This window comes from Streptococcus sp. SR4, assembly GCF_000517725.1.
GTDB classification, from domain to species: domain Bacteria; phylum Bacillota; class Bacilli; order Lactobacillales; family Streptococcaceae; genus Streptococcus; species Streptococcus salivarius_F.
On the sequence record NZ_AZYW01000060.1, the window covers coordinates 38,358 to 65,090 of the forward strand.

The following is a 26,733-nucleotide window of genomic DNA, read 5'->3' on the forward strand; positions in this document are numbered from 1 at the left end:
CTTAATACGCTTTCATTATATCAAAAAAGCCGAGAATTTTTCTCGGCTTTCTCTATTAAATCACACCCTCTGTAACCTTTTCAACAAGATTAATCGCATGGTCTGCGATACGTGTGTAATGTGAGAGGTAATCAACATAGTTGATACCTGCTTGCGCAGTACATTCACCATTGTTAAGACGTTTGGTATGTATTTTACGCAATTGTTTTTCAAGTTTTTCCAACTCTTCATGACGAAGGATGACTTGACCTGCAAGTACCTTGTCATCATCTACAACCACACGAATACTATCAAGGGCGATGCGGTGAGTACGGTTGTAAACATCCGCAAGCTCAGCCTTGGCAGTATCAGAGAATTCAATTCCCTTACTATGAATGTGTTGTGAAAGGTTAGCACTTGCAAGGGCAAGGTCACCCATACGCTCCAAGTCACGAACAGAATCAAGCACACTTGCCAAAACTTCATTCTCGGAAACGCTAAGAGATTCGTTAGAGATGTCAATCAAGTAAGTTGTCAACTCTTCGTCAATACTATTAACAGCTGTTTCATACTTCTCAACCTTATCATAGTATTTCTCATCTCCCTTAGCAAAGAAAGCGTATGAAGCTTCCAAAGACTGGATGGCGTATGACGCCAAGTGCACCAATTCTTTCTTGGCATTACCAAGGGCGATAGCTGGTGCCTGTGTGATAAGCAAACGGTCCAAGTAAAGTGCTTCGTACTTGTTAATTTCGTCCTCACCAGGAATAATCTTAGTTACAAGGTAAGCTAGAACTCCGATGAATGGGAATTGAACGATAGTATTTGCAATGTTAAAAGTACCGTGAGCAAAGGCGATGGTCATCTCAGGTGTCAATCCAAGCACAGACTTAAACCATTGAATCAAGGCTGTGAATGGTACCAAAAGAATCAAACACAAGACCGTCCCAATAACATTGAACAGGACGTGAGCCCCTGCCACACGTTTAGCCGCAATGTTCGAACCAAGAGCTGCTAGTACCGCTGTGATTGTTGTTCCGATATTATCCCCAAAGAGGATTGGAAGGGCACCTTGCAGATCAAGCAAACCACCTGAGTAGAGACTCTGAAGAATACCGATGGTCGCTGCTGACGACTGAATCAACATGGTCAAGCCAGCACCGATGATAACCCCCATGACTGGGCGATCACCCAAGGTTGCCAAGTAGTCCTTAAAGGCTGTAACTGACTTCAAAGGTTCTACCGCATCTCCCATAAGGTTAAGGGCAAAGAAAATCCCCCCAACACCAAACAAGATACGTCCTAGATTATTGAGCTTCTTATTGCTTGTAAAGAAGAGAAGCGCAGCCCCCAGGAAAATCACTGGAAGGGCATAGTCACCAAGCTTGAAACCAATCATGAAGGAAGTTACGGTTGTACCGATGTTTGCCCCCATGACAATACCAATAGCCTGACGAAGACTCAAAAGCCCTGCCGAAACCAGACCGACGACAATAACGGTAACCCCTGAACTCGATTGAATCAAGGCCGTCATGACAATACCAATCAAAACCCCTAAAAACGGGTTGCTGGTATACTTATCGATGTAAAAGCGCAACTTATCTCCGGCTGCTTGTTGAAGACCATCTCCCATATACTTGATACTAAAGAGGAAAAGCCCCAAACCACCGAGGAAAGAAAACGCAATATCTTGCCAATTTACTGACACATTTTTGTCCTCATTATTTAAAAATTTTCGGTTAAACCGACCTTTCTATTGTATCGATTTATTAGGGAATAGACAAGGCTTTTTCCACAAAATAATAGAAAGATCAGAAGAAATTCTGACCTTTCTAGATATCTTATTTAATCCACTTGAACATAACGGCGAACACCACTATAGCTGATGTAAGAAATCCAACTATGACCGTCTTGAGTAACCTTCATATCAAAGTTAATCTTATCGCCTGCTTCTAAGTAAAATTCAACTGGAGCTGTATCACTAGGAGTATTTTTGACAGCTGTACGTTTGGTAAGCGTGTAGCTGCCAGATTCTGCAATACCACCATCAATTGGAAGTTGATTGTCAGTAACAGTCACGTCTTTAGGTAGTGTCACATTATCTGATTCTTTAAAGTAGACCTTTGTTCCATCAGTACTGGTTACTTGAATGGTATCTTGTTCATAGCTAGGACCAGAAATAGCTGCTTTTTTAGAGACAAAGCTAATATCTCCAACAATACCAGAAGTGTCCCCTCTATCTCTTGAGAGGGTGGCATCATACTTACCTGAGCTCTCTTGATAATTATCTTTCGGGTGCACATAATTGTGAACTGTCGCTTGACCTTGGGCAGTGATATCTCCTACTAGGCTAGTGTTGTTAAAGACCAGACGACTGCCATCACTGGACTTCCAAGTACCAGCAATACTATCAAACTGACCACGCGCTACAGCACTCACATCCATATCCACGGTGGTTACTTGCATATCCGTTTTAGCTTGAGCTTGACTGCTAGATTGACTACTTGAAGCTTGACTATCACTTGAGCTCTTTGGCGCTTGAGATTGACTGGCTGAAGATTGGCTCTCGTTTGATGATTTAGGTGCTTGGGACTGGCTACTTGAGGGAACTGATGAACTCTTTGAAGATGATGACTGAGCCTGACTACTACTCGAACTTGGGGCAGAAGCCTTTTGACTACTTTGCGTGCTTGAAGACTCCGTCTTTGCACCCGAAGATTCCTTGGCCTTAGCACTAGACTTGCTAGTCTTACCGCTATCTTTACTGGATGTTTTAGCCTTACTTGATGAGGTCACCTGGCTGCTCTTAGGCGTCTTATCTGCTGAACTCGATTCCTTATGGCTGGAACAGGCCGTCAGCAAAGCCATTGAGGAAAGGGTAACCATGGAAAGCACGATTACTTGAGAAAATTTGTTTTTCATAATTATTTCCTCATTTCTAGTCTATCGTAAAAGTAAAGACAGGACCTATGTCACAAGGGAACATTGGGTTCTCTCTACTTTTAAGGGAATAATCTTTTCTACACTTTTATTATATCATTTTCTAATGTAAACGCTAATATATTAGGATTGTAAATTCTAAAAAAGAGATGAAAATCTCTTGAATCCTTGTGATATAATGGAGACAATAATTGAAAGTTATATCATGACAATCTATCTTCTAGCACAAGTATTCTCAGCCATCGGAGCTCTCTGTGTCGCTATTTCCTCTTTTGTAAAATCAAAACATAAAATGCTCGTCTGGCAAATTACCGACTACATTTTTACTGCTATTGCCAACCTCTTATTGGGTGGCTATACCGGTGCTTTAACCATTAGTATTTCCATCATACGTAATAGCTTGATGGTCAAAAAGAAGATGACCAAGACTATCTTGACCATCCTCATCGTTATTCAAATCATTGTAGGAACCTATCTCAATCAACTTGGACTTATTGGCTATCTGCCAATCATCTCTTCAGTCTCTTATAGTTTAGCCATTGCCATCACACGAAACCTTCAGTGGCTTCGCTGGGTCATTATTGAAAATATGTTACTCTGGCTGATTTACGATTTGACCATTCAGGCCTACCCCGCTGCCATAACTGATATTACCATCACACTAACCACTCTCATTGCCATTATCCAAAATCGAAAAACCTTTAGCAGATAGAAGCTAAAGGTCTTTTTCTTATAAAGCCCAAGTACGAATAGCGTGAGCTACGCCTGCCTCGTCATTTGTCAAGGTCACATACTTACACAACTCTTTAATGTCGTCACTAGCATTACCCATGGCAACACTTTGACCGACGAATTGAAGCATTTCAAGGTCATTAGCAGCATCACCCAGAGCCATGATTTGATCTGGAGCAATTCCAAGTTTTTCCGCTAAATGCTTAAGTCCGCTGGCCTTAGTTGCCCCCTGTGGCATGATTTCAAAGATATATTCTTGGCTACGAACTGTGCTATAGCTCTGATCAAGTCTGTCTTGCACAGCATTTTGGAAGGCATCCAAAGGTTCAGAATCAGCCATATACATGGCTTGGAAAATCACTTGACCTTCCGCAAAGATTTCTTCCAAACTCCTAGCTTTTGCTTCTGTGAAAACAGTCCCAGCATCATATGCTACTAGCTCAGGCACCTCATCGCCCACAACATAGTAAGTTTTTTCACCAGTAAAGGTTAGAGCCACCTCTGGGAAGTCTTCGCAAGCCTGCAAGAGTTCTTCCATCTCGGAGCGAGATAAACTTTCATATTGAAGCAACTTCCAATTTTTTGTCTCATAAGTTGAACAGCCATTATTCATGATAATGTACTCTTCTTCACTCAGTCCTAATTTCTCAAAATGCGGAAGAATGCCTGAACGTGGGCGTCCTGTACAAAGGACAATTTTGATACCTGCCGCAGCTGCTTCTTGAATAGCTTTAATATTCTCTGCAGGAATCTCTTTTTGGCTATCTAAGAGTGTTCCGTCCATATCTATTGCAATGAGTTTCACTTTGTTCTGATTCATTTTACTCTCCTTCGACCCTAATAAGTGTCATAAATGGTTAACTGATATTGTTCAATGATGCTGTTTAATTTGTCTCCGTAGGTTGTGTCCGTAGCGTAGACCCCTGTTAGGGCAGCTGTCGCATCCTTATAATTCTTAGTATTGGAACGGTGCACCCCTACATAGTAGCTTCCCTCAAGGAAATCCACATAGTCCTGTAAAGAATTTTCCACAGAACCATAAGAACGAAAAGCCGCATCAATATAGTAAGGATTGCCCTTACCATCATCCTCCCAGGTCGGTAGGGTCACACTTTGACCATTGTAATCCCCCTTAATCCCAAAGAAGTTATAGGACGGCTTCTGACTCAAAGTAGATTGTCCAGAGTCAGATTCCAAGATGGCCTGAGCAATCATGACAGATGCATAAAGATCGTTTCTAGCCGCCAAATAGCGGGACGTCTCGCCAATCTCGGCAATAAAAGCAACCGTCGTCTCATCCGTAGATGTCATGTTCTTTTCCATGGTCAACCTTGGAAAATTTAAACTAGCTAGGAGTCCCAATAAGGCAAATAGGCCAATAAAAATCAGACTCCACTTCTGGAAAAATTTAGGAAAGAGCAAGAAAGACTTCTTTTTCTTTTTAGTTTTCTTAGGTCTAGCTTTCGACTTGCTTTTCTTTTTTCCTTTTGCCAATTGGTCACCCCCTCAATCATACTAACTTCTCTAAGTATATCAAAATTCACTAAAAAAGACCCAAACCAACCGGTTTAAGCCTCCATTATATTAAATGGCGTCTCCACCACGTTCACCAGTACGAATACGGATAACATCATCAATAGGAACGATAAAAATCTTCCCATCACCAACTTCTCCTGTCGCCACGGCACTACGAATAGCATCAACAACTTCGTCAACTGCCATATCTTTGACTACAATTTCAACCTTAACCTTAGCTAATAAGGTAGGAACAATGCGCTGTCCACGAACAAACTCTGCAAAGCCACGTTGATTACCATAACCTAGAACTTGACTCACAGTCATTCCCTTAGCCAGACCACTACCAGTTAAGGCATTTTTCAAATCTTCTAATTTATCCGAACGAATAATCGCTTCTACTTTTTTCATCTGTATTCTCCTACGAATCTAAGCCCATAAAGGTTGGATAGGCTGTTTCCTTGTGTTCACAGTCATCGAGACCAATAGCTTCATCACGGTCACTAACACGTAAAGGCATATAATGAGCAATTACTTTAATAATACCATAGGTCACAAGAGCAGACCAAATAGCTGTAAAAATAATAGCCAAAAATGTCACAATAAACAGATGCGTCTTTCCATAAATCAAGCCAATATTGGTCTTATCTAGGGCTAAATCTGGTGTCGTAAAAATCGCAGTGGCAAAACCTCCAAAGATACCTCCAACACCATGGCAACCAAAAGCGTCCAAAGCATCATCATAGGCAAAACGTTTCTTCAAGACTGAAATAGCATAGAAACAAATCGGACTAACCATAAGACCAATTAGAATAGCACTCCAAATTGAAACAAAACCAGCTCCAGGTGTAATTGCAACTAGACCTGCTACCAAACCGGTTGAACCACCAACCAAGGATGGATGTCCTGTGACATATTTTTCAATTGCCAACCATGAAAACATGGCTGCAGCAGCTGACACATGAGTGGTTACTAGCGCGTGAACTGCCAAACCATTAGCAGCCAAGGCTGATCCTGCATTAAAGCCAAACCAACCAAACCATAAGAGACCCGCTCCCAATAGGACAAATGGAACATTATGAGGACGGTGTTCTAAAATGGCAAAATCACGACGTTTACCAACAACGATTGCCAGAACCAAGGCCGATACACCAGAGGTAATATGAACCACATCACCACCTGCAAAGTCAATCGTCCCCCATTTAGCAAGAAAGCCTTCGTCCCAAACCATATGCGCAAAAGGATAATAAACCAAAAGTAACCAAAAGACTACGAAAATAGCCAAGGGGGTAAAGCGCATCCGTCCTACAACCGAACCAGTCAAAATCGCTACACAAATAATAGAAAACATCATCTGAAATGCAGCAAACAGCATATCAGGAATGGTTAGACCACGACTTGAGGCAGCTTCAGACACGCCATTTAAAAAAAGATGACTGAAATTCCCAAAGAAACGACCATGTCCACCAAAGGATAAAGAATAACCAGCAATAACCCACAAAAGCGAGGCAATCGCTAAGGGAAGAACAGACATCATCATGGTATTGATAACATTCTTACGACGTCCAAGCCCACCATAGAAGAAGGCCAGGGCCGGTGTCATCAAACAAACCATGGCTGAACAAATCAATATAAAGGCACTGCTACCTGTATCCATGAAACCACTCCAATTCACAAATTATTTCATGTCAGATAATATAACACAAAAACATGAGATAAACAAGTATATTTACGGAATTTTTTGATAATTCTTTCTTTTCTGACATCTTATGTCGCCACAAAAAAAGAGCCCCTTAAACCCCATGAAAAAGGTTATAAAGCTCTTGTCTGTTTATTTTTCGCTCTTTAGCAACGGTTTTTATAGCCTGATTAGGTTTCATGCCAGAAGCAATTAAAACTTCAACAGCCTCCACTGGCATAACATCTGATGTTAGATTTTCTTCCCTATCATTTTCAGAAGCTCCGGCCACAATCAGTAAACATTCTCCCTTGAGAGGATTAGAGGCAATATAATCCAAAATTTCTGAGATGGAGCCTCGCTGGTACTCTTCGTAAAGTTTGGTTAATTCTCGAACCAGAGTTACCTGACGGTTGCCATAGACCTCTTGCATATTTTCAAGGGTATCAGCTACACGGTAAGGTGACTCATAAAAGATCTGTGTCTCTGGATAAGACAGCTTTTCCTTGAAAAAGTCAATCTGCTGGCCTTTTTTTCGAGGTAGAAAACCATAAAAAATATGAGGTTGCGGTGCTAAACCACTGGCAATCAAGGCTGTAATCCCAGCTGATGCTCCCGGTAAGGCCACCACAGGAATATCCTCCGCAATGGCAGCTTTGACCAAATCATGACCAGGGTCCGAAATGGAAGGCATACCTGCATCAGAAACCTGAGCTAAAGAAAGACCTGATTTCAAGCGCTCCAGTAAATCTGGAATTTTCTCATAGGCATTGTGCTCATGAAAAGAATACTGCTTGGTTTCAATCTCAAAATGCTTGAGAAGTAACCCCGTATTGCGCGTATCCTCCGCACAAATAAGATCTACCTCTTTCAGGATTTGAACACTGCGGAAAGTCATATCCTGCAAATTCCCAATAGGTGTGGGAACTAGGTAGAGGGTACCGTAGTTAGACTGCCCCTTAAAACTCTTTTGAACCTGCATGCTTAATCTCCGTACAACAATTCTGCACAGAAGCCACAAGCCTCATTATTATCACGACGTTGACCATAAAAATCTGGACAAATATGGAATCCATCATCATAAATGGCTTCGAGATTCACCTTGCCATGAGACATCTTAGTTCCTGTCTCCTCTTGAACCACTTGACTCAAGTGTTCACGCAACTTGTCGTTTTCCAACTTAAGGGCTGTATTCTCATCAAGAATCCCTGAGAAGTTCGCCTTAATTGCTTCTACTTCTGCCAACATTGACATCAAATTTTGTGATAATTCTTCGAACTTATCATACAATTCACGCTTTTCCATTTAGCTGAACTTCCTCCACTCCATAAATTAGGGGCGCACGCCCTTTTTCAAACACAACCTTAATAGTCCCTGCGATCACATCAATGGCAACAACTTGACCCATGCCATCCTTGGTTTCAATTTCATCACCCAAGTCAGGATAACTAGCCTTGCTTTCTCTGTAAAAATCATCTTCATAACTGAGACAGCACATGAGTCGGCCACAGACACCGTTCATCTTACCAGAATTCAAGGACAAACTCTGATTTTTAGCCATCTTAATCGACACCGGTGGAAATTCACCCAAAAAGCTAGAACAACAAAGTGCACGTCCACAAGGTCCTAAACCACCATAAATCTTTGATTCCTCACGACTTGAAATTTGACGCAACTCAATGCGTGTCTTAAAGTAAGATGCCAAATCTTTGAGCAACTGACGAAAATCTACCCGTTTTTCAGCTACAAAACTGATTAACACATAAGAGTTATTTAGCGGAAAGACAATATCAACCACCTTCATATCTAGCTGATTTTGAGCAATTAAATCAGCCACTACTCCCATACTCTTTTCAGCCTTCAAAAGATTTTCCTCATATCTAGCAAAATCTTTCTCTCCTGCCAATCCTTCAACCCGATTCAAATCCGCAGGCAAACTAAGCTCAGGAAAATCTGTGTTTTCCATGACAACCTGAGCTAGGCGTTTATCTTTTTTCTCCAAAACGACCACAAAGTCATCTTTGGCATAATTTCTATCAGGTACAACATATTCTATTGTACCAGTTTCTTCAAATTTTATTCCAATGACTTCAGTCATGATAACACCATATACTCCATCGCATTTTGAAAACTGACATTAGCTAGCCACATTTTTCGTGCCTCATATACTAAGTCTAGCCATCGTCTTGCTTGTGGATTTTGTATATCCTTCCCCAATTGATAAGTTAAAAAAGCCCAGACCATCTCTTGTTCCGACTTTTCACTACACTGGACAGCCAGTTTTGCAACATCCAGATAAAGCAGGTCCTGATTAGCCAGCAGAGACTGTGAAAAACGCTCCACTGTATTGACCAAATCGAGAACCTTATTATCCTTAGCTAGCTCCAAAGCCTGTGCTTCATCCTTAGCAAAATCTGCCAAGACCTTAGCTTGTGTTAATAACAAGCCTTCCTTCTGCAGCAAGTCTTCCAGATAAACTCTGTTCTTAGGAAAATAAAAGAGTTGAGCTCGGCTTTTTATCGTCGGTAAAATACGACTATCATCAGCTGTCAAAAGAAAAATATAAATCTGACTTTGAGGTTCTTCAATAAACTTTAATAGACTATTAGCAGCATTAACGTGCATCTTATCTGCATCACGAATGATAAAAACCTGAGCCTGCCCCTCAAAACTCGATTGGCTAAACTCTCTAGTCAACTGACGAATCGTGTCCGTCTTAATAATCTGTCCTTGTGGCTCTACTAATTTAACATCAGAAAAGTCCCCCTGTGCAATCAAGCGACAGGGACGACAGTGGCCACAAGGTAGACCATCCTCAGGAGTCACACAAAACCGACTCTGTGCTAGCCAAATAGCCATGTCGAGACTTCCAAAATCACCCGAAAACAAATAAGCATGACTCAAACGATTTTCCCTGATAATTTGTGAAAACTCTTCAAATAGTTTGCTTTGACTTTCAGCTAACTTCATCTTGCTCCTTATAAATAGCCTTTAATTACATTCCAAGCTTGCTCTACAACATCCTCAAAAGCCTGTGAGGCATCGATTAACTTGATACGTTCTGGTTCAGCCTGTGCCAAATCTAAATAACCTTGACGTACACGCTGATGTAGGTCAAGCTTCTCTAAATCCAACCGATTAACTTCACGTTCACCGCTAGCTGCAATGCGGGCCAAACCAGTCTCAGAATCCACATCAAACAATAGGGTCACATCAGGTTTATACCCATCAGTCGCATAGGCATTTAACCAGGCAATCTCATCCTGATTCAAGCCACGGCCAGTACCTTGATAAGCAACTGATGAATCAATAAAACGATCCATGATGACCATATTGCCTTTTTCAAGCTCTGGCAAGACCTTCTCAACCAAATGTTGACGGCGAGCCGCAATATAGAGCAAGAGCTCTGTCTTAGCATCCATAGCCGTATTATCTACATCCAGAATAACCTCACGGATTTGCTCTGCAATAGCTACTCCGCCTGGTTCACGTGTCGTCACGACTTTGGCTGGGTAGGCTTCTCTAAGACGAGGTAAAAGCGCCTCCAAAACTGTGGTCTTTCCAGCACCGTCCGGCCCTTCGATTGAGATTAATAACCCTTTTGACATGATACTTCCTTTTGATTTTTTTCATCTTCTATTTTATCAAATTTTAGCTTAAATGAACAATCAAGGACAAAAGAAAACAGAGGTTTCTAAAAACCCCTTTTTCTATCTGAATACTTCTGACCATGCCGATTGCAGGTTTCGAACCTGTGACCTACGCGTTACGAGTGCGTTGCTCTACCAACTGAGCTAAATCGGCTGACACAGTCATTCTAACACTATGCCCTAAAAAGTCAAGTTCTGTATGAAATTTACAAGAAAAAAGAACTTGGACTAGCCAAGCTCTTTCCTTTCTTACAATGATTTGTAAAGTTGACTTGCATTTTCAACAGTGAAACCATATTCCTTAAAGATACGGTCACCAGGTGCTGATGCACCCCAAGTATCAATAGTAAGTGTTTTACCTGCAAGACCAACATATTTGCCCCAACCAAAGCTAGTTCCGGCTTCAATAGCCAAACGTTTTGTAACAGCTGCTGGAAGAACTTCTTCTTTGTAAGCAGCATCTTGTTCATCAAAGAGATTTTGTGATGGCATTGAAACAACACGAACATGCACACCTTCTGCTTCAAGAGCAGCTTGCGTATCAAGCGCCAATTTCACTTCTGAACCAGTCGCAATGATAATACCATCAAGATCACCTTTAGCTTCTGAGATGATGTAAGCCCCTTTATTGACACCAGCTTCAGCATTTTCAGCTGTACCGTCAAGGACTGGCAAGTTTTGACGTGTCAAAACTAGCATTGTTGGACGTTCAGTCTCAGCCAAGGCACGTTTCCAAGCAGCATTAGTTTCATTACCATCTGCAGGACGGATAACGTTAAGGTTAGGCATTGAACGCACACTTGCCAATTGTTCGATTGGTTCGTGAGTAGGTCCATCTTCACCAACTGCTACTGAGTCGTGCGTCATAACATAAGTTACTGGTAAGTTTTGAAGTGCTGCCATACGTACTGCTGGAAGCAAGTAGTTTGAGAAGACAAAGAAAGTACCACCATAAACACGAGTACCACCATGAAGGGCAATACCATTCATTGCTGCAGCCATAGCAAACTCACGTACACCGAACCAAATATTACGTCCAGCATAGTTATCTGCTTGGAAATCAGACTCAGCCTTAACCATAGTATTGTTAGAAGCTGAAAGGTCTGCCGAACCTCCCCAGAATGAAGGAACTTGTTCAGAAATCTGTTGGATAGCTTGTTGGCTTGACACACGGCTAGCTACTGCTGAACCCACTTCATGAGCCTTCAAGTCAACGTGTACAGGTTCATTCGCAAAGGCAGCCTTGTATTCAGCAGCCAACTCTGGGTAAGCAGCTTCATATTCTGCAAATTTAGTTTGCCAAGCATTTTCAGCAGCTTCACCACGGAATTTAATACCAACTTCAAAACGACGAGCAACTTCATCTGGAACTGTAAATGCCGGTGCATCGTAACCGTAAACACTTTTTGCGTGATCAATGCCGTCTTGACCAATTGGAGCACCGTGGACAGCTGATGTTCCTTGTCCTTCAGCTCCGTAACCAATGATTGTCTTAACTTCGATAATAGATGGTTTATCTGTCTCAGCTTTAGCTTCTTCGATAGCTTTAGCAATAGCTTCCAAATCATTACCATCTTTAACAAGGATGTGTTGCCAACCATAAGCTTCAAACTTAGCCTTAACATCCTCAGTGAAAGCCATTGATGTTGGTCCATCAAGCGAAATATCGTTTGAATCGTAAAGAAGAACCAATTTACCAAGTTTAAGATGACCAGCAAGACTAGCAGCTTCTTGAGAAACACCTTCCATCAAACAACCATCTCCATGGAGGGCATAAGTATAATGGTCAACAATATCAAAACCAGGTTTGTTAAATTTAGCAGCCAAATGTGCTTCAGCCATTGCCATACCTACTGCATTAGCAATTCCTTGACCAAGAGGACCTGATGTTGCTTCAACACCATCAGTATGATCAACTTCAGGGTGACCCGGAGTCTTAGAACCCCATTGACGGAAGTTCTTCAAATCATCCATTGATACATCATAGCCTGAAAGGTGCAAGAGACTATAAAGCAAAGCAGAACCATGACCTGCAGAAAGAACAAAACGGTCACGGTTTGTCCAGTTACGGCTAGTCTTTGGATTAACATTCATCACATGGTTCCAAAGTACATATGCCATTGGCGCTGCACCCATAGGAAGACCTGGGTGTCCAGAATTCGCGGCTTGAATGGCCTCGATCGAAAGCGAACGAATAGTGCTGACCGCCATTTGGTCAATTGCATCAAAAGTCATGATTTCTAATTCTCCTCTTCTTGGAAAAATGCGGAGCATACAGACTATCAGTGCCTGCGCTCTAGTTATACTACTCTCATTATAGCATATTATCTGCCTCTTGGGACAACCCAATTGTACTTGCCTAGGCTCAAAGTTTTAAAAAATCCAAACAAAAAGATAGGGCTTACAAAATAGGAGTTTTTGTTCTACATTTAAGCACCTTTGCTCCCCAAAACAGGATAAGAGAAACCTGGCTTTTTTTAGAAAAACACTTAAGACAAACAAGAAAAAAGCCGAGGGAAACCTCGACTTTATCTAAAATTATTTAACGAAGTCAAGCAATGCCAAGAAGCTTTCAGCTTCAAGTGATGCACCACCTACAAGAGCTCCGTCAACGTCTGGACAAGCCATGTATTCAGCAACGTTTTCAGGTTTAACTGATCCACCGTATTGAACACGTACTTTGTCGGCAACTTCTTGACCAAAGTCAGCAGCTACAACGTCACGAACAACTTTACACATTTTTTGTGCGTCGTCTTGTGAAGCTGATTTACCAGTACCGATAGCCCAGATTGGTTCGTAGGCGATTACTGTTGAAGCTACTTGTTCTGCAGTCAATCCAGCAAGAGCAGCTGAAACTTGAGCACCTACGAATTCTGCTGCTTTACCAGCTTCGTAAGTTTCAAGTGATTCACCACAACAGATGATTGGAAGCATACCATTAGCAAAGATTGCTTTAGCTTTTTTGTTGATGTCTTCATCAGTTTCGTGGAAGTAGTCACGACGTTCTGAGTGACCGATAACAACGTAGTCAGTACCGATTTCTTTCAAAACTTGTGGGCTAGTTTCACCAGTGAAGGCACCAGCATTTTCAAAGTAAGTGTTTTGTGCAGCAACTTTAAGGTCTGAACCTTTAGCAGCAGCAAGTACAGCAGTCAAGTCAACTGCAGGAGCTGCGATACCAGCTTCAACAAGATCTGATGAAGGAAGTTTTGATGCTACAGCTTCAACGAATGCTTTTGCTTCTTCTGGATTTTTGTTCATTTTCCAGTTACCAGCGATAAATGGTTTACGTGACATTTCACATACCTCTTCTTTTATTTATTTACTCGTTTATTTTATCACAAATCCCTTACTATTACTAGGATTTTAGGAAAATTCCGAAAACTCAGCCTGCTTTATGTGTATTTATCACTATCAAAACTTAGATTAAGCATCTAAAACACGTCAAAAATATAATATTACGAGTATTTTTAAACGCCAAAAAGAGCCGAGTAAACTCGACCCTCTCAATTATTGTCTGACGAATAATTGTATTGGGAACTTAATATTAATTAAGCTTCGATTTCAGATACGATACCTGAACCAACAGTACGTCCACCTTCACGGATAGAGAATGTTGTACCTTGTTCAACGGCGATTGGGTGGATCAACTCAACGTCGATAGTCACGTTATCACCAGGCATAACCATTTCAGTACCTGCAGGAAGTTCGATTGAACCTGTTACGTCAGTTGTACGGAAGTAGAACTGTGGACGGTAGTTGTTGAAGAATGGAGTGTGACGTCCACCTTCTTCTTTAGAAAGGATGTAAACTTCACCTTTGAATTTAGTGTGTGGGTTGATTGAACCAGGTGCAGCCAATACTTGACCACGTTCGATTTCATCACGTTGGATACCACGAAGAAGAACACCGACGTTATCTCCGGCAATACCTTCGTCAAGTTGTTTACGGAACATTTCAACACCAGTAACAACTGCTTTTTGGATGTCTTCTTTAAGACCAACGATTTCAACTTCGTCATTGACACGAACAACACCACGGTCGATACGTCCTGAAGCAACAGTACCACGACCAGTGATTGAGAATACGTCTTCGACTGGAAGCAACAATGGTTTGTCAGTGTCACGTTCTGGTTCTGGAATGTATTCGTCAACAGTGTTCATCAAGTCCATGATGATGTCTTCGTATTTAGAATCACCTTCAAGAGCTTTAAGAGCTGAACCTTGGATAACTGGAATGTCATCACCTGGGAAATCGTATTCTGAAAGAAGGTCACGGATTTCCATTTCAACCAATTCAAGCAATTCTTCATCGTCAACCAAGTCAACTTTGTTCATGAAGACGATAAGGTGTTTAACACCAACCTGACGTGAAAGAAGGATGTGCTCACGAGTTTGTGGCATTGGTCCGTCAGTAGATGCTACTACAAGGATCGCACCGTCCATTTGAGCGGCACCAGTGATCATGTTTTTAACGTAGTCCGCGTGTCCTGGCGCATCGATGTGAGCGTAGTGACGTTTTTCAGTTTCGTACTCAACGTGTGCAGTGTTGATTGTGATACCGCGTTCACGTTCTTCTGGAGCAGCGTCGATTGAAGCGTAGTCTTTTGGTGTGTTAACTGCGCTAGGGAGACGACGAGCCAATACAGTTGTGATAGCAGCTGTCAAAGTAGTTTTACCGTGGTCAACGTGTCCGATTGTACCAATGTTAACGTGTGGTTTACTACGATCGTATTTTTCTTTTGCCATTTAGGAAAAGCCTCCAATAAAATATATTTTATAGATAGACAGTAGGCAATACAGTCTAACTTTACTCTACTATTCTATCAAAATGTCATAGAATTGCAAGTATTTTATATAGTTTTCAATTTTTCTTTAGAGTAATCACAAATATTTCTTTCAGTAATTCTATTTCTACTACTTCTACAAGCTTTTAGTATTACCTTTACTAATGCAAAACGCTATCAAGTAAAAAAAGAAGCCGTATTAACGACTTCTTCTTAAAGGTACAATTTTTTCATCTTGACTTTCTAATTCTTGAGTCTGAGACAATTCTTCCTCAATAGCTTGAACAATATTATCACGCTTTTCATTAGCAGCGATGTTCAAGACAAAGGCTATCCCAACTGAAGTTACCAAAAGCGAGTTACCACCTTGCGAAAGGAAAGGGAAGGTAACCCCTGTTGATGGAATCAATCCTGAGATTCCTCCGATATTAACAAAGACCTGCATAAGCATGAGAGCCCCTACACCAAGCGCCATCATAGAGTTAAATGGATTTCTAGCCTTAACTCCCACAATCATAATACGAAGAATGAGGAAAAAGAGAAGGGCCAGAATCAAGCCAGCTCCGATAAGACCTAACTCTTCAATTACAATCGAAAACACAAAGTCTGTTGTAGCTTCTGGGAGATAGCCAGTTTTCTCAATCGAATTTCCAAGCCCGAGACCAAACCATCCTCCATTACTCATAGCATAGTATGAATGAGATAGCTGAAGACCAGATCCTGTCAAATCCTTGAACGGATTAAAATATGCTGCGAAACGCTTGGCAACATATCCAAAGATAGGTACCTTAGCCATGGTTTGAACCCCAACCAAGGCAATTAAACCAAGGAAGGCTGACGAAATCCCTACAATACTGGCAAACAAGGCCGTAAACCAACGGTAGCCAACACCAGAAATTGAAAACATAACTACCGTAGTCAATACAATAATAGCCGCATTACCCAAGTCAGGCTGGATAGCAACCAAACCAATCATAACGAGCAAATAAACGCGCCAGTCATTCAGTTCCTTACCATTCCTTGGAATCCATCTATTCTTCGTCAAGGCTTGGTAGTCATAACGTTCTATAGCAGACTGTTTTTTTGAAAAAGTGTGTGCCAAGAACCAGACAACAATGATCTTAAGGTACTCCGCTGGTTGGAAAGACAAGGGTCCAAGCACAATCCAACCATTGGCTCCATTGATTTCCCTAGTGAAAAATTTGGCAATGACCAAAAGTAAAATCTCAAAGGCAATAACAACACCCAAAAGCTTATCTTTCCTGAGAAAGTTCAACTTCAGTCGGTAGATGAAAAAAATAGAGAACAAGGATACCAACCAAAAGGCTCCTTGGTTCACAACAGATGCGAAGGGATTGGCACCTAAGGCTACTAAACGAGCACTCGTTGTTGAATACACTACTATTAAACCAACTACGGATAAGATTAAATAAGGTATCAAGATGGTGTAATCTAAAAGATGCTTCTTTTCAATTTTCATATCTTTAAAAAACTCATACTTTCTATTACGTTACTCTACATTTTCTCTAAAAATATAAAGCTAACAGCTTATATTATAACACTTTGATACCTTAAACTAAAGTAAAAGCTAAATTAACCGTTTTCAAGACTGGAAATCTAATTTTTTATCTTACCTTCAGATAGGTTTTAAAATGAGCTTTCTTTGATAACTTTGCTACTTCTCATGTTTTCTTTTACGACAAATAAAAAACGGGACCAAAGTCTCGTTTTTTGTTGTCTTATTTTGTACCGACACTGATACGATTAAGTGCTCGACGGAGAGCAACCTGAGCACGTTGAACTTCATCAATACGGTCAGATTTAGTTGCTTCTTCCAAGTCACGTTCGGCACGTTGCTTGGCACGTTCGGCACGAGAAACGTCAATGTCGCGTTCACGTTCTGCTGAATCGGCAACGATAGTAATAAAATCATCTTTAACTTCGATGATACCACCGTTTACGGCAATCCAATCGACGTGACTCTCGTCATCCACACGACGAACCTTGAGTTCATCCACTTCAAGTGGCGCAATCAAGTTAATATGGCCTGGCAAGATACCAATTTGACCATCTTTAGTAACCGCGTGGATAAAGCTGGCATGGTGGTCATATTTCAGACCATCCGGAGTTACCACTTGTACGGTCATTTGTGCCATATCTTCACCTCATTAGTAGCCCATAGCTTTAGCTTTAGTTACTACATCCTCAATTGGACCTACGCTACGGAAGGCATCTTCTGGAAGATTGTCATATTTACCTTCAAGGATTTCTTTAAAGCTACGAACGGTTTCAGCAACTGGAACATAAGAACCTGGTTGACCTGTAAACTGTTCAGCAACGTTAAAGTTTTGTGACAAGAAGAATTGGATACGACGAGCACGTCCAACCAATGTTTTTTCTTCGTCTGACAATTCATCCATACCAAGGATAGCGATAATATCTTGCAATTCACGGTAACGTTGAAGCACACGTTGAACTTCAGTCGCAACAGCATAGTGTTCTTCACCAACAATTTCAGGTGAAAGGGCACGTGAGCTTGATGCCAATGGGTCAACGGCTGGGTAAATACCCATTTGTGTCAACTTACGTTCAAGGTTGGTTGTTGAATCCAAGTGAGCAAATGCTGTAGCTGGCGCTGGGTCAGTATAGTCATCAGCTGGAACGTAGATGGCTTGGATTGATGTAACAGAACCTTTTTTAGTTGATGTGATACGTTCTTGCAATTGACCCATTTCAGTAGCAAGTGTAGGTTGGTAACCAACGGCTGATGGCATACGACCAAGAAGGGCAGAAACCTCAGAACCTGCTTGAGTGAAACGGAAGATGTTATCGATGAAGAGAAGCACGTCTTGACCTTCGACATCACGGAAGTATTCCGCAATTGTCAAACCAGTAAGAGCAACACGCATACGTGCTCCAGGTGGTTCGTTCATTTGACCGAAGACCATGGCTGTTTTCTCAATAACGCCAGATTCTTTCATTTCCCAGTAAAGGTCATTACCTTCACGTGTACGTTCACCAACACCTGTAAACACGGAAATACCACCGTGCTCTTGGGCAATGTTGTGAATCAACTCTTGAATAAGAACGGTTTTACCAACACCGGCACCACCAAAGAGTCCGACTTTACCACCTTTAAGGTAAGGGGCAAGCAAGTCGATAACTTTAATCCCTGTTTCAAGGATTTCAGTAGATGTTGACAATTCATCGAAAGTTGGTGCTTTTTTGTGAATTGGTTCACGCTCTGCATCTTCTGCAAAAGGTGCTTCCAAGTCAATGGTATCACCAAGAACGTTAAAGACACGTCCAAGGGTATCTTTACCAACAGGAACGCTGATTGGACGACCAGTGTCCAGAACTTCTAGTCCACGAGTCAATCCATCAGTAGATTCCATGGCAATGGTACGAACCACACCTTCTCCAAGTTCAAGAGCTACTTCGAGCACGATACGTTTAGACTTTTGTTCATCAGTATAAACGACCAATGCATTGTTAATCTCAGGGAGTTTATCACCGGCTGCAAACGCTACGTCTACAACAGGACCAACAACCTGAGCAATTTTGCCTGAGCTCATTGTTTTCTCCTTATGATAGTTTTTTGGATGACAATCATCCCTTTTTCATGTGTGTCTAATTAAGACAAATCTCTAGCTATTCAAGTGCACTTGCACCACCAACAATTTCAGTAATTTCCTGAGTGATGGCAGCTTGACGCGCACGGTTATATTGGATTGTCAAATCGTTAATCACATTCTTAGCATTATCAGTGGCTGTCTGCATTGCAGTCATACCCGCTGCGTGCTCAGCTGTTTTGGCATCTACGATAGCACCGTAGATAAGACTCTCCGCATATTGTGGTAAGAGTTGATCCAAAATAGTGTCACGATCTGGTTCCAATTCAAACTTGGTCAACACATGACCTTCTGATTCATTGGGATCCAAATCAGCGATAGGAAGCATTTGTTCCACACGAACTTCGCTAGACAAACTGTTAACATGGTGATTATAGCACACATAGAGTTCATCAAAAAGTTCATTTTGATACATTCCTACAGCTTTAGAAATGATTTTTCCGACTTGATCAAAACTAGGTTGATCTTCAAGGCCACGAAGTTCAAAAGCAACATTCATGTTACGAGCCTTGAAGAAATCTGAACCTGTTCCACCAATAGAAATGATAGCATATTCATCTTCAGAATCATGGTCACGTTTAATCATGTCCAACACAGCTTTAAGAATTGTTGAGTTATAACCTCCAACAAGTCCTTTATCTGAAGTAATGACAATGTAACCTGTCTTACGAACTGGGCGTGCATCCAACATTGGATTTGACGAACCATTAATCAATTCTGAATGTAGAAGATCTGTTGTGATCTGTCTAATTTTTGAGGCATAGATTTGGAAATCTTTAGCAGCTTGCTCAGAACGTGTCAATTTCGATGCAGAAACCATTTGCATGGCTCCTGTGATCTGACTCGTTTTCTTTGTTGAAGCAATTTTTGCTTGGATTTCTCTTAGAGAGCCTGCCATATGCTGTCCTCCCTATTTCTATTTGTATTCTGACTGATCTTTGAAAGCTTGGATAGCTTCATTAAGTACAGATTCCTCAGGAAGATCCTTAGTCGTACGAATAGTTTCAAAGATATCCTCATGGTGACTATCAAAGTAGTCATAGAGTGCTTCTTCAAAATCCAAGATTTGATCAACCGGAACACTATCCAAGAAACCGTGTGTCAAAGCGTAAAGGATAACAACTTGTTTCTCAACTGGAAGTGGTTTATGAAGCGGTTGTTTCAAAACTTCGATTGTACGACGACCACGGTTCAATTTCGCTTGAGTCGCAGCATCCAAATCTGAACCAAATTGCGTAAAGGCTTCAAGTTCACGATATGAAGCCAAGTCAAGACGAAGTGTACCAGCAACCTTCTTCATCGCTTTAATTTGCGCTGATCCACCTACACGTGATACGGAAGAACCCGCATCAATGGCTGGACGAATACCTGAGTTAAACAAGTTTTCTTGCAAGAAGATTTGTCCATCTGTGATTGAGATAACGTTTGTTGCGATATAAGCTGAGATATCTCCGGCTTGCGTTTGGATGATTGGCAAGGCAGTAATTGAACCACCACCAAGGTCATCTGAAACTTTAGCTGAACGTTCCAAAAGACGTGAGTGGAGATAGAAGACATCCCCTGGGTAGGCTTCACGACCTGGTGGACGACGGAGAAGCAATGAAAGTTCACGGTAGGCCACGGCTTGTTTAGACAAATCATCATAAACAATCAAGACGTGTTTTCCGTTATACATGAACTCTTCAGCCATTGCAACACCAGCGTAAGGCGCGATGTAAAGCAATGGTGATGGTTGTGATGCTGAGGCAGTCACAACGATTGTGTAATCAAGAGCACCATGTTTACGAAGCGTTTCTACTTGTGTACGAACTGTTGATTCTTTTTGACCAATAGCCACATAGATACAGATCATATCTTGACCTTTTTGGTTCAAGATAGCATCAATTGCTACTGAAGTTTTACCAGTTTGGCGGTCTCCGATGACCAACTCACGTTGACCACGTCCAATTGGAACCAAGGCATCAATGGCCTTAAGACCAGTTTGCAATGGCTCAGAAACTGATTTACGTTGCATAACACCTGGAGCAGGTGTTTCAACTGGACGGAAACCTGTTGTTTCGATGTCACCAAGACCATCAACTGGTTGCCCAAGTGGGTTTACTACACGACCAATAAGGGCTTCACCAACTGGAACTTCCATGATTTTTCCAGTACGTTTAACAATATCGCCTTCACGAATTGCTACGAAATCCCCCAAGATAATGATACCGACATCATTAGATTCAAGGTTTTGGGCCATACCATAGGCACCATTTTCAAATTCGAGCAACTCACCACTCATGGCATTATCAAGACCACGAGCACGTGCGATACCGTCACCGATATAGGTAACGACACCAGTTTCAGTGACGTCAAAGTTTGGCTGGAAGTTTTCAATTTGCTTTTTAATTAAAGCGCTAATTTCTTGTGCGTTAATTGCCAAAAGTCACACCACTTTCTATTTCAAATTCGTTTTAAAGGTTTGCAATTGACTGCGAATTGACGTGTCAACAACCTTATTTTTTGCTTTGATGACGAATCCTCCGATGAGGTCCTCATCAATTTTTTCTACTAAACGACGTGTCTTAATCTCAAATTTTTGTGAAACAATCGCCAAAAGTCGGGCTTTTTGTTCCTCAGACAAGGGACTTGCTGATGTCACTGTGACATCGTAAGTATTGTCTTCTTGGTCAAAGAGCTCAAGGACCAATTTCAACACATCATAGAGAATGTTGGCACGGTCATTGAGTAAGATTACCTCAAGAAAATTGTTCATATACACTGAACAAGACTCTTGAAACAAGCTCAAACTTTCTTTTTTAGCTTCACTTGTCACATTTTCCTGCGACAAGAAGGTTTTTAGATTTGTTTCAGCAAAAACTGTTAGGATTTGCCTTACTTCTTCTTGGATTGTTGACACGGCGTCTTGTTCAAAAGCGACTTCTACCAGGCTTCTGGCATACTGCTCAACAAGAGCTTGTGTTTTCTTATCCATTAAGCATCTCCTAATTGATCAAGATAGCTATCAATCAAGTCAGATTGCGCTTTAGCATCAAGGTTTTGTTTCATAACTTTTTCCGCCAAGAGGACAGTCAAGTCTGCAACTTCACCTTTAACGCCAGCAAGTGCTTCCACACGGCTTTGGGCAATGTCTTGATTTGCTTTTTCTTTCAAGCGTTTAGCTTCATCATGTGCTTCTGCAATGATTTTTGATTCTTGAGTTTTACCAGTTTCCTTGGCCCCATCAATAATTTGAGCTGCCTCAGTGCGAGCACCTGCCAACTCATCTTGACGTTTTTGTGCCAAGCTTTCTGCTTCTTGACGAGCATTTTCAGCACTATCAATATCTGTGGCAATTTTCTTTTCACGAGCAGCAAAGATTCCTGTAATTTGATCCCATGCGAATTTACGGATGAGGTAATACAAGAGAAAAACTGAGCCGAGTGTGATAATGATATTACCAAGTGTCGTACTATTAATAAGTATTGACATTTCATTTCTCCCTTTCTTAATTATTCTTCGTTGACTTTATCACCAATATAGTTTGAACTTAGGATAATAAAGACATAGGCTTGGATAAAGCCGATAAAGGCTGAAAAGGCAACCCAGACAAGGTTCAAAGCAAAGGATACAGGTGCTGCAAAAGCAGACCAGGTCACCAATTGAAGAATCAAGCCAGTAAGTACCTCACCAGAATAAATGTTACCAAACAAACGTAAGGCCAATGAAGCAGGATTAGTGAGTTGTTCCAAGATGTTCATTGGGAGCATAGCTGGGTATGGTGAAAGGTAGCCTTTGAGATAGCCTTTAAACCCTTTTTTACGAATCCCCTCAATATGACTAATGAGGGTAATAATCAAAGAAAGAGTGATAGTAACACCGAAATTCGATGTTGGAGAAGACCAAAAATTGTAATGCTCACTTTTTACAGATACAAGCAGACCTAAGTTGTTTGCTGTAAACACAAAGGTGAAAATTACAAACAAGAGCAAACTATAATTTTTTGTGAATTTTCCAAGATTTTGAGAAATGGTGTTATTCACAAATTCATAGATGAACTCGAGTACATTTTGTTTTCCCTTTGGTTTAATGGTCATCTTACGACTTGACCAAAAAACCACTCCAAAAACGATAATTACTGTCAAGAGAGACATGGCAAGGATCGTCAAGTCAAAATCAATCCCAAATAATGAGACGGTTGGATTACTTGTAGTTTCCACTGCTCATCCCTCCTTCATCTTTTATTTGTCTATTAGACAATGTAGCTAAGGGCAAACAATACGAAGAAGGTACCTTCGATAAAGGCAACACCAGTAAACATCAATGTTTGAAGTTTGCTAAACATCTCAGGTTGGCGAGCTGCAGCTTTAGCGATATTGGCAACGAGGATACCCTCACCAACAGATACACCCATAACGGCCAAACCGAGGGCTAAGATAGTTAGATTCATAGTAGAATTCTCCTTTTAATTTTTTTTACCCTGTTATTTTAGTCCTATTTTCCACGAAAGTCAACGAATTGATGGTTTTTTAGACGTTTTCACTGACTTTGCCTAACGTTTTCACTAATTTTACGTAAGCGTTTACTTTTAATGAAAAACTAGTCTGCTTATTACAAAAAAAACAAGCCTAACTATGGTAGGTTAGACTTGTTTGGGAAATTTATGAAAAAAAGAAAGTTTCACTGTCTGACTCATCGTCAGAGGTGTGAGTTCTACCGAACCATGTTCAGCAATACTTATTAGAATGATTATAGTATAGCTTGGGTTGCTTAAAGAAAGCTGAAGAGGAGCGTTTATTTCTCTTTCTTCCACAATAGATCAATTTGTCTAGCCTCTTCTTTAAAACAACACTAATACAATTCATTAAAAAACACGGCATTCCGCCGTGTTTCTATGTTTATTTCACCAATTTCTTCATTTCTTCAATACGTACGACTGTCGCATCGTATTTAGCTTGGTAATCTTCTTGTTTGTCGCGTTCTTTTTGGACGACTTCTGGTTTGGCATTGGCTACGAAGCGTTCGTTAGAGAGCTTCTTACCGACCATATCCAGTTCTTTTTGCCATTTGGCTAATTCTTTTTCAAGACGAGCCAATTCTTCTTCAACATTAAGAAGGTCAGCAAGTGGCAAGTAGATTTCTGCACCTGTGATGATGCTTGACATAACCAAGTCAGGTACTTCGACATCTGCTGCAATTTCCAAGTGTTCTGGATTTGTGAAGCGTTTGATGTAGTTGACGTTATCATTGAAGAAGGCATCGAGCTTGCTGTCGCTAGTCTTAATCAAGATGGTGATCGGCTTGCTTGGAGCCACATTAACTTCTGCACGTGAGTTACGGACAGAACGAATCACGTCTTTAAGAGCTTCAACGCCAGCTGCCGCTTCTTCATTTTCAAATTCTGGACGAACCACTGGGTATTCAGCCGTCACGATAGTTCCTTCAGAGATTTGGCCGTAGATTTCTTCAGTTACGAATGGCATGATTGGGTGAAGGAGACGCAAGATTTGGTCCAAAGTGTAAAGAAGGACAGAACGAGTGATGACTTTTTCGTCCTCGTTATCGCTGTAAAGCACTTCCTTGGTCAACTCAACGTACCAATCCGCAAACTCATCCCAGATGAAGTTGTAGAGGATGTGTCCAGCCACACCGAATTCAAACTTATCAAAGTTTTCAGTGACTTTGCCGATTGTTTCGTTGAGGTTGTGGAGAATCCAACGGTCTGTGACATTACCTGCTTGACCAGCAGCGACTTTAGCTACATTTTCACGCGCCGCATCCAAGGTCAACCCTTCATTATTCATGAGAATGTAACGAGAGATGTTCCAGATCTTGTTAATGAAGTTCCAAGATGCATCCATTTTCTCGTAAGAGAAGCGCACGTCTTGACCTGGTGCAGAACCGTTTGAAAGGAACCAACGAAGGGCATCAGCACCGTATTTTTCGATAACATCCATTGGGTCAATACCGTTACCGAGGGACTTAGACATCTTGCGTCCTTGCTCGTCACGGATAAGACCGTGGATAAGGACATTCTTAAATGGTTGACGGCCAGTGAATTCCAATGATTGGAAGATCATACGAGACACCCAGAAGAAGATGATGTCATAACCTGTGACCAGTGTTGATGTTGGGAAGTAACGTTTGAAGTCTTCCGAGTCGACATCAGGCCAGCCCATAGTTGAGAATGGCCAGAGGGCAGAACTGAACCAAGTATCCAAGACATCTTCGTCTTGTTTCCAGCCATCACCTTCTGGTGCTTCTTCGCCAACGTACATTTCACCTTCAGCATTGTACCAAGCAGGGATTTGGTGACCCCACCAGAGCTGACGAGAAATTACCCAGTCGTGGACATTTTCCATCCATTGAAGGAAGGTATCGTTGAAACGAGGTGGATAGAAATCAACCTTGTCGTCTGTGTCTTGGTTAGCAATGGCATTTTTCGCCAATTGATCCATCTTAACGAACCATTGTGTCGACAAACGTGGCTCAACAGGCACACCTGTACGCTCTGAGTGACCAACTGAGTGAGTCATTTTCTCAATTTCAACAAGGGCACCGATTTCTTCCAATTTCTTAACAACAGCCTTACGTGCTTCAAAGCGGTCCATACCGTTGAATTCACCAGCCAATTCATTCATGGTACCATCATCGTTCATAACGTTGACTTGTGGCAAGTTATGACGTTGACCAACCAAGAAGTCATTAGGGTCGTGGGCAGGAGTGATTTTAACCACACCAGTACCGAATTCAGGGTCTGCGTGTTCGTCCCCAACGATTGGGATTGGCTTGTTCAAGATTGGCAAGATAACATTTTTACCAATCAAGTCTTTATAACGGTCATCATTTGGGTTAACCGCTACAGCAGTATCCCCAAACATAGTCTCAGGACGAGTTGTTGCTACTTCAAGGGCACGTGAACCATCTTCCAACATGTAGTTCATGTGGTAGAAAGCACCTTCAACATCCTTGTGAATAACCTCGATATCAGAAAGGGCTGTACGAGCTTTTGGATCCCAATTGATGATAAATTCACCACGGTAAATCCAACCTTTTTTGTAAAGCTCTACAAAAACCTTACGAACCGCTTTTGAAAGACCTTCGTCAAGGGTGAAACGCTCACGAGAGTAGTCTACAGAGAGACCCATCTTACCCCATTGTTGCTTGATAGTTGAGGCATACTCGTCTTTCCATTCCCAAACTTTATCAAGGAATTTTTCACGACCCAGGTCATAACGAGAGATGCCCTCTTCAGCCAAACGCGCTTCAACCTTAGCTTGAGTGGCAATACCTGCGTGGTCCATACCAGGAAGCCAGAGCGTGTCGAAACCTTGCATGCGTTTTTGGCGGATGATAATATCTTGCAAAGTAGTATCCCAAGCGTGACCAAGGTGAAGTTTACCAGTTACGTTTGGTGGTGGAATAACGATTGAATAAGGCTTAGCCTTTTTATCGCCAGAAGGCTTGAAAACATCCTCATCAAGCCATTTTTGGTAACGACCAGCCTCAACCTCGGCTGGATTGTATTTAGGTGAAAGTTCTTTAGACATTAGTTTCTCCTTATCAATTTTTTTACTTCTCTAATAATTCGTTTCCTATTTTTCCTGTATCTATAAAATAAAATAGGGTGCAACATACATTCTCGTGGTTTCCTTAATTTTGTTGATTTTCTTTTTAATTTTTTTAAACGTTTATTTAGTGAATTAATAGTTGTAGTATCATATTCATACCGATTTAACTTGTCTTCTCTATCTCTTATTTGGTTTATAAGCTTAACTCCTAATTGGTATTTTTTACTTTTTGGCCTTAAAGATCTTTTTATTTCTCTGATATAGGTATCTT

25 protein-coding genes and 1 tRNA gene are annotated in these 26,733 nt (G+C 41.3%); 1 reads left to right on the forward strand and 25 read right to left on the reverse strand.

Features of this window, described 5'->3' with window-relative positions; translation table 11 throughout:
* Positions 1 to 55: 55 nt before the first annotated feature.
* Together HMPREF1519_RS07425 and HMPREF1519_RS07430 are read right to left on the reverse strand one after the other, a co-directional pair.
* Positions 56 to 1,687: a Na/Pi cotransporter family protein gene (locus HMPREF1519_RS07425; RefSeq protein WP_022496591.1), complete on the reverse strand. Its 1,632-nt coding sequence runs from the start codon at positions 1,685 to 1,687 to the stop codon at positions 56 to 58.
* Positions 1,688 to 1,824: 137 nt separating this feature from the next.
* Positions 1,825 to 2,901: an SH3 domain-containing protein gene (locus tag HMPREF1519_RS07430; RefSeq protein ID WP_037611763.1), complete on the reverse strand. Its 1,077-nt coding sequence runs from the start codon at positions 2,899 to 2,901 to the stop codon at positions 1,825 to 1,827.
* Positions 2,902 to 3,124: 223 nt separating this feature from the next.
* Between HMPREF1519_RS07430 and HMPREF1519_RS07435 the strand changes: the two genes are divergently transcribed.
* Positions 3,125 to 3,631, forward strand: coding sequence for a YgjV family protein (locus tag HMPREF1519_RS07435; protein ID WP_037605533.1), 507 nt, complete (start codon positions 3,125 to 3,127; stop codon positions 3,629 to 3,631).
* Positions 3,632 to 3,649: 18 nt separating this feature from the next.
* On the opposite strand, the gene HMPREF1519_RS07440 is transcribed toward HMPREF1519_RS07435, so the two are convergent.
* The 23 genes from HMPREF1519_RS07440 to HMPREF1519_RS07550 form a co-directional block, all read right to left on the reverse strand.
* Entirely contained in the window at positions 3,650 to 4,471 is an 822-nt protein-coding gene (locus HMPREF1519_RS07440) for a Cof-type HAD-IIB family hydrolase (RefSeq protein ID WP_002885966.1), read from the reverse strand.
* 17 nt (positions 4,472 to 4,488) lie between these two features.
* Entirely contained in the window at positions 4,489 to 5,145 is a 657-nt protein-coding gene (locus HMPREF1519_RS07445; protein WP_037611766.1) for a glucosaminidase domain-containing protein, read from the reverse strand.
* A 90-nt stretch (positions 5,146 to 5,235) separates the two neighbouring features.
* Entirely contained in the window at positions 5,236 to 5,577 is a 342-nt protein-coding gene (locus tag HMPREF1519_RS07450; protein WP_002886165.1) for a P-II family nitrogen regulator, read from the reverse strand.
* A gap of 10 nt (positions 5,578 to 5,587) precedes the next feature.
* Positions 5,588 to 6,823 (reverse strand): ammonium transporter, encoded by a 1,236-nt coding sequence (locus tag HMPREF1519_RS07455; RefSeq protein ID WP_037611767.1) that lies wholly within the window; start codon positions 6,821 to 6,823, stop codon positions 5,588 to 5,590.
* Positions 6,824 to 6,959: 136 nt separating this feature from the next.
* Positions 6,960 to 7,826 (reverse strand): 16S rRNA (cytidine(1402)-2'-O)-methyltransferase, encoded by an 867-nt coding sequence (gene rsmI / locus HMPREF1519_RS07460; RefSeq protein WP_022496584.1) that lies wholly within the window; start codon positions 7,824 to 7,826, stop codon positions 6,960 to 6,962.
* Between the two features lie 2 nt (positions 7,827 to 7,828).
* Positions 7,829 to 8,149, reverse strand: coding sequence for a DNA replication initiation control protein YabA (gene yabA, locus HMPREF1519_RS07465; RefSeq protein WP_002887582.1), 321 nt, complete (start codon positions 8,147 to 8,149; stop codon positions 7,829 to 7,831).
* A complete protein-coding gene (gene ricT / locus HMPREF1519_RS07470) occupies positions 8,136 to 8,942 on the reverse strand; it encodes a regulatory iron-sulfur-containing complex subunit RicT (RefSeq protein WP_022496583.1) in 807 nt (268 codons plus the stop codon). The genes yabA and ricT overlap by 14 nt, the downstream gene beginning before the upstream one ends.
* The gene (locus HMPREF1519_RS07475; protein WP_022496582.1) at positions 8,939 to 9,814 is read right to left on the reverse strand and encodes a DNA polymerase III subunit delta'; all 876 of its coding nucleotides are present in this window, start codon (positions 9,812 to 9,814) and stop codon (positions 8,939 to 8,941) included. The genes ricT and HMPREF1519_RS07475 overlap by 4 nt, the downstream gene beginning before the upstream one ends.
* Positions 9,815 to 9,822: 8 nt before the next feature.
* Positions 9,823 to 10,452 (reverse strand): dTMP kinase, encoded by a 630-nt coding sequence (gene tmk, locus HMPREF1519_RS07480; RefSeq protein ID WP_022496581.1) that lies wholly within the window; start codon positions 10,450 to 10,452, stop codon positions 9,823 to 9,825.
* Between the two features lie 123 nt (positions 10,453 to 10,575).
* Positions 10,576 to 10,648 (reverse strand) — tRNA-Thr (locus HMPREF1519_RS07485).
* Between the two features lie 95 nt (positions 10,649 to 10,743).
* Positions 10,744 to 12,729: a transketolase gene (tkt, locus tag HMPREF1519_RS07490; RefSeq protein WP_022496580.1), complete on the reverse strand. Its 1,986-nt coding sequence runs from the start codon at positions 12,727 to 12,729 to the stop codon at positions 10,744 to 10,746.
* A gap of 303 nt (positions 12,730 to 13,032) precedes the next feature.
* Positions 13,033 to 13,791 carry a triose-phosphate isomerase gene (gene tpiA, locus HMPREF1519_RS07495; protein ID WP_002885895.1) on the reverse strand — a complete coding sequence of 253 codons (759 nt, stop codon included), beginning with the start codon at positions 13,789 to 13,791 and terminating at the stop codon, positions 13,033 to 13,035.
* 254 nt (positions 13,792 to 14,045) lie between these two features.
* Entirely contained in the window at positions 14,046 to 15,242 is a 1,197-nt protein-coding gene (gene tuf, locus HMPREF1519_RS07500; protein WP_002886182.1) for an elongation factor Tu, read from the reverse strand.
* Positions 15,243 to 15,479: 237 nt separating this feature from the next.
* The gene (gene ftsW, locus HMPREF1519_RS07505; RefSeq protein WP_037611769.1) at positions 15,480 to 16,760 is read right to left on the reverse strand and encodes a cell division peptidoglycan polymerase FtsW; all 1,281 of its coding nucleotides are present in this window, start codon (positions 16,758 to 16,760) and stop codon (positions 15,480 to 15,482) included.
* A gap of 259 nt (positions 16,761 to 17,019) precedes the next feature.
* Complete coding sequence (locus HMPREF1519_RS07510) at positions 17,020 to 17,436, reverse strand: F0F1 ATP synthase subunit epsilon (RefSeq protein ID WP_002890211.1); 417 nt, start codon at positions 17,434 to 17,436, stop codon at positions 17,020 to 17,022.
* A 12-nt stretch (positions 17,437 to 17,448) separates the two neighbouring features.
* On the reverse strand, positions 17,449 to 18,855 hold the full coding sequence (gene atpD / locus HMPREF1519_RS07515; protein ID WP_037611771.1) for a F0F1 ATP synthase subunit beta: 1,407 nt from the start codon (positions 18,853 to 18,855) through the stop codon (positions 17,449 to 17,451).
* Between the two features lie 76 nt (positions 18,856 to 18,931).
* Positions 18,932 to 19,810: a F0F1 ATP synthase subunit gamma gene (locus HMPREF1519_RS07520; protein ID WP_002890208.1), complete on the reverse strand. Its 879-nt coding sequence runs from the start codon at positions 19,808 to 19,810 to the stop codon at positions 18,932 to 18,934.
* Between the two features lie 18 nt (positions 19,811 to 19,828).
* Positions 19,829 to 21,334, reverse strand: coding sequence for a F0F1 ATP synthase subunit alpha (atpA, locus tag HMPREF1519_RS07525; RefSeq protein ID WP_014634010.1), 1,506 nt, complete (start codon positions 21,332 to 21,334; stop codon positions 19,829 to 19,831).
* Positions 21,335 to 21,349: 15 nt separating this feature from the next.
* Positions 21,350 to 21,886, reverse strand: a complete 537-nt coding sequence (locus tag HMPREF1519_RS07530) for a F0F1 ATP synthase subunit delta (protein WP_002885901.1) — start codon at positions 21,884 to 21,886, stop codon at positions 21,350 to 21,352.
* On the reverse strand, positions 21,886 to 22,383 hold the full coding sequence (gene atpF / locus HMPREF1519_RS07535) for a F0F1 ATP synthase subunit B (protein ID WP_014634008.1): 498 nt from the start codon (positions 22,381 to 22,383) through the stop codon (positions 21,886 to 21,888). Before atpF ends, HMPREF1519_RS07530 begins: the two co-directional genes overlap by 1 nt.
* A 20-nt stretch (positions 22,384 to 22,403) precedes the next feature.
* On the reverse strand, positions 22,404 to 23,111 hold the full coding sequence (gene atpB, locus HMPREF1519_RS07540; protein ID WP_037611772.1) for a F0F1 ATP synthase subunit A: 708 nt from the start codon (positions 23,109 to 23,111) through the stop codon (positions 22,404 to 22,406).
* A 32-nt stretch (positions 23,112 to 23,143) separates the two neighbouring features.
* A complete protein-coding gene (locus HMPREF1519_RS07545) occupies positions 23,144 to 23,341 on the reverse strand; it encodes a F0F1 ATP synthase subunit C (RefSeq protein WP_002890193.1) in 198 nt (65 codons plus the stop codon).
* A gap of 448 nt (positions 23,342 to 23,789) precedes the next feature.
* On the reverse strand, positions 23,790 to 26,441 hold the full coding sequence (locus HMPREF1519_RS07550) for a valine--tRNA ligase (RefSeq protein ID WP_037611774.1): 2,652 nt from the start codon (positions 26,439 to 26,441) through the stop codon (positions 23,790 to 23,792).
* Positions 26,442 to 26,733 lie beyond the last annotated feature (292 nt).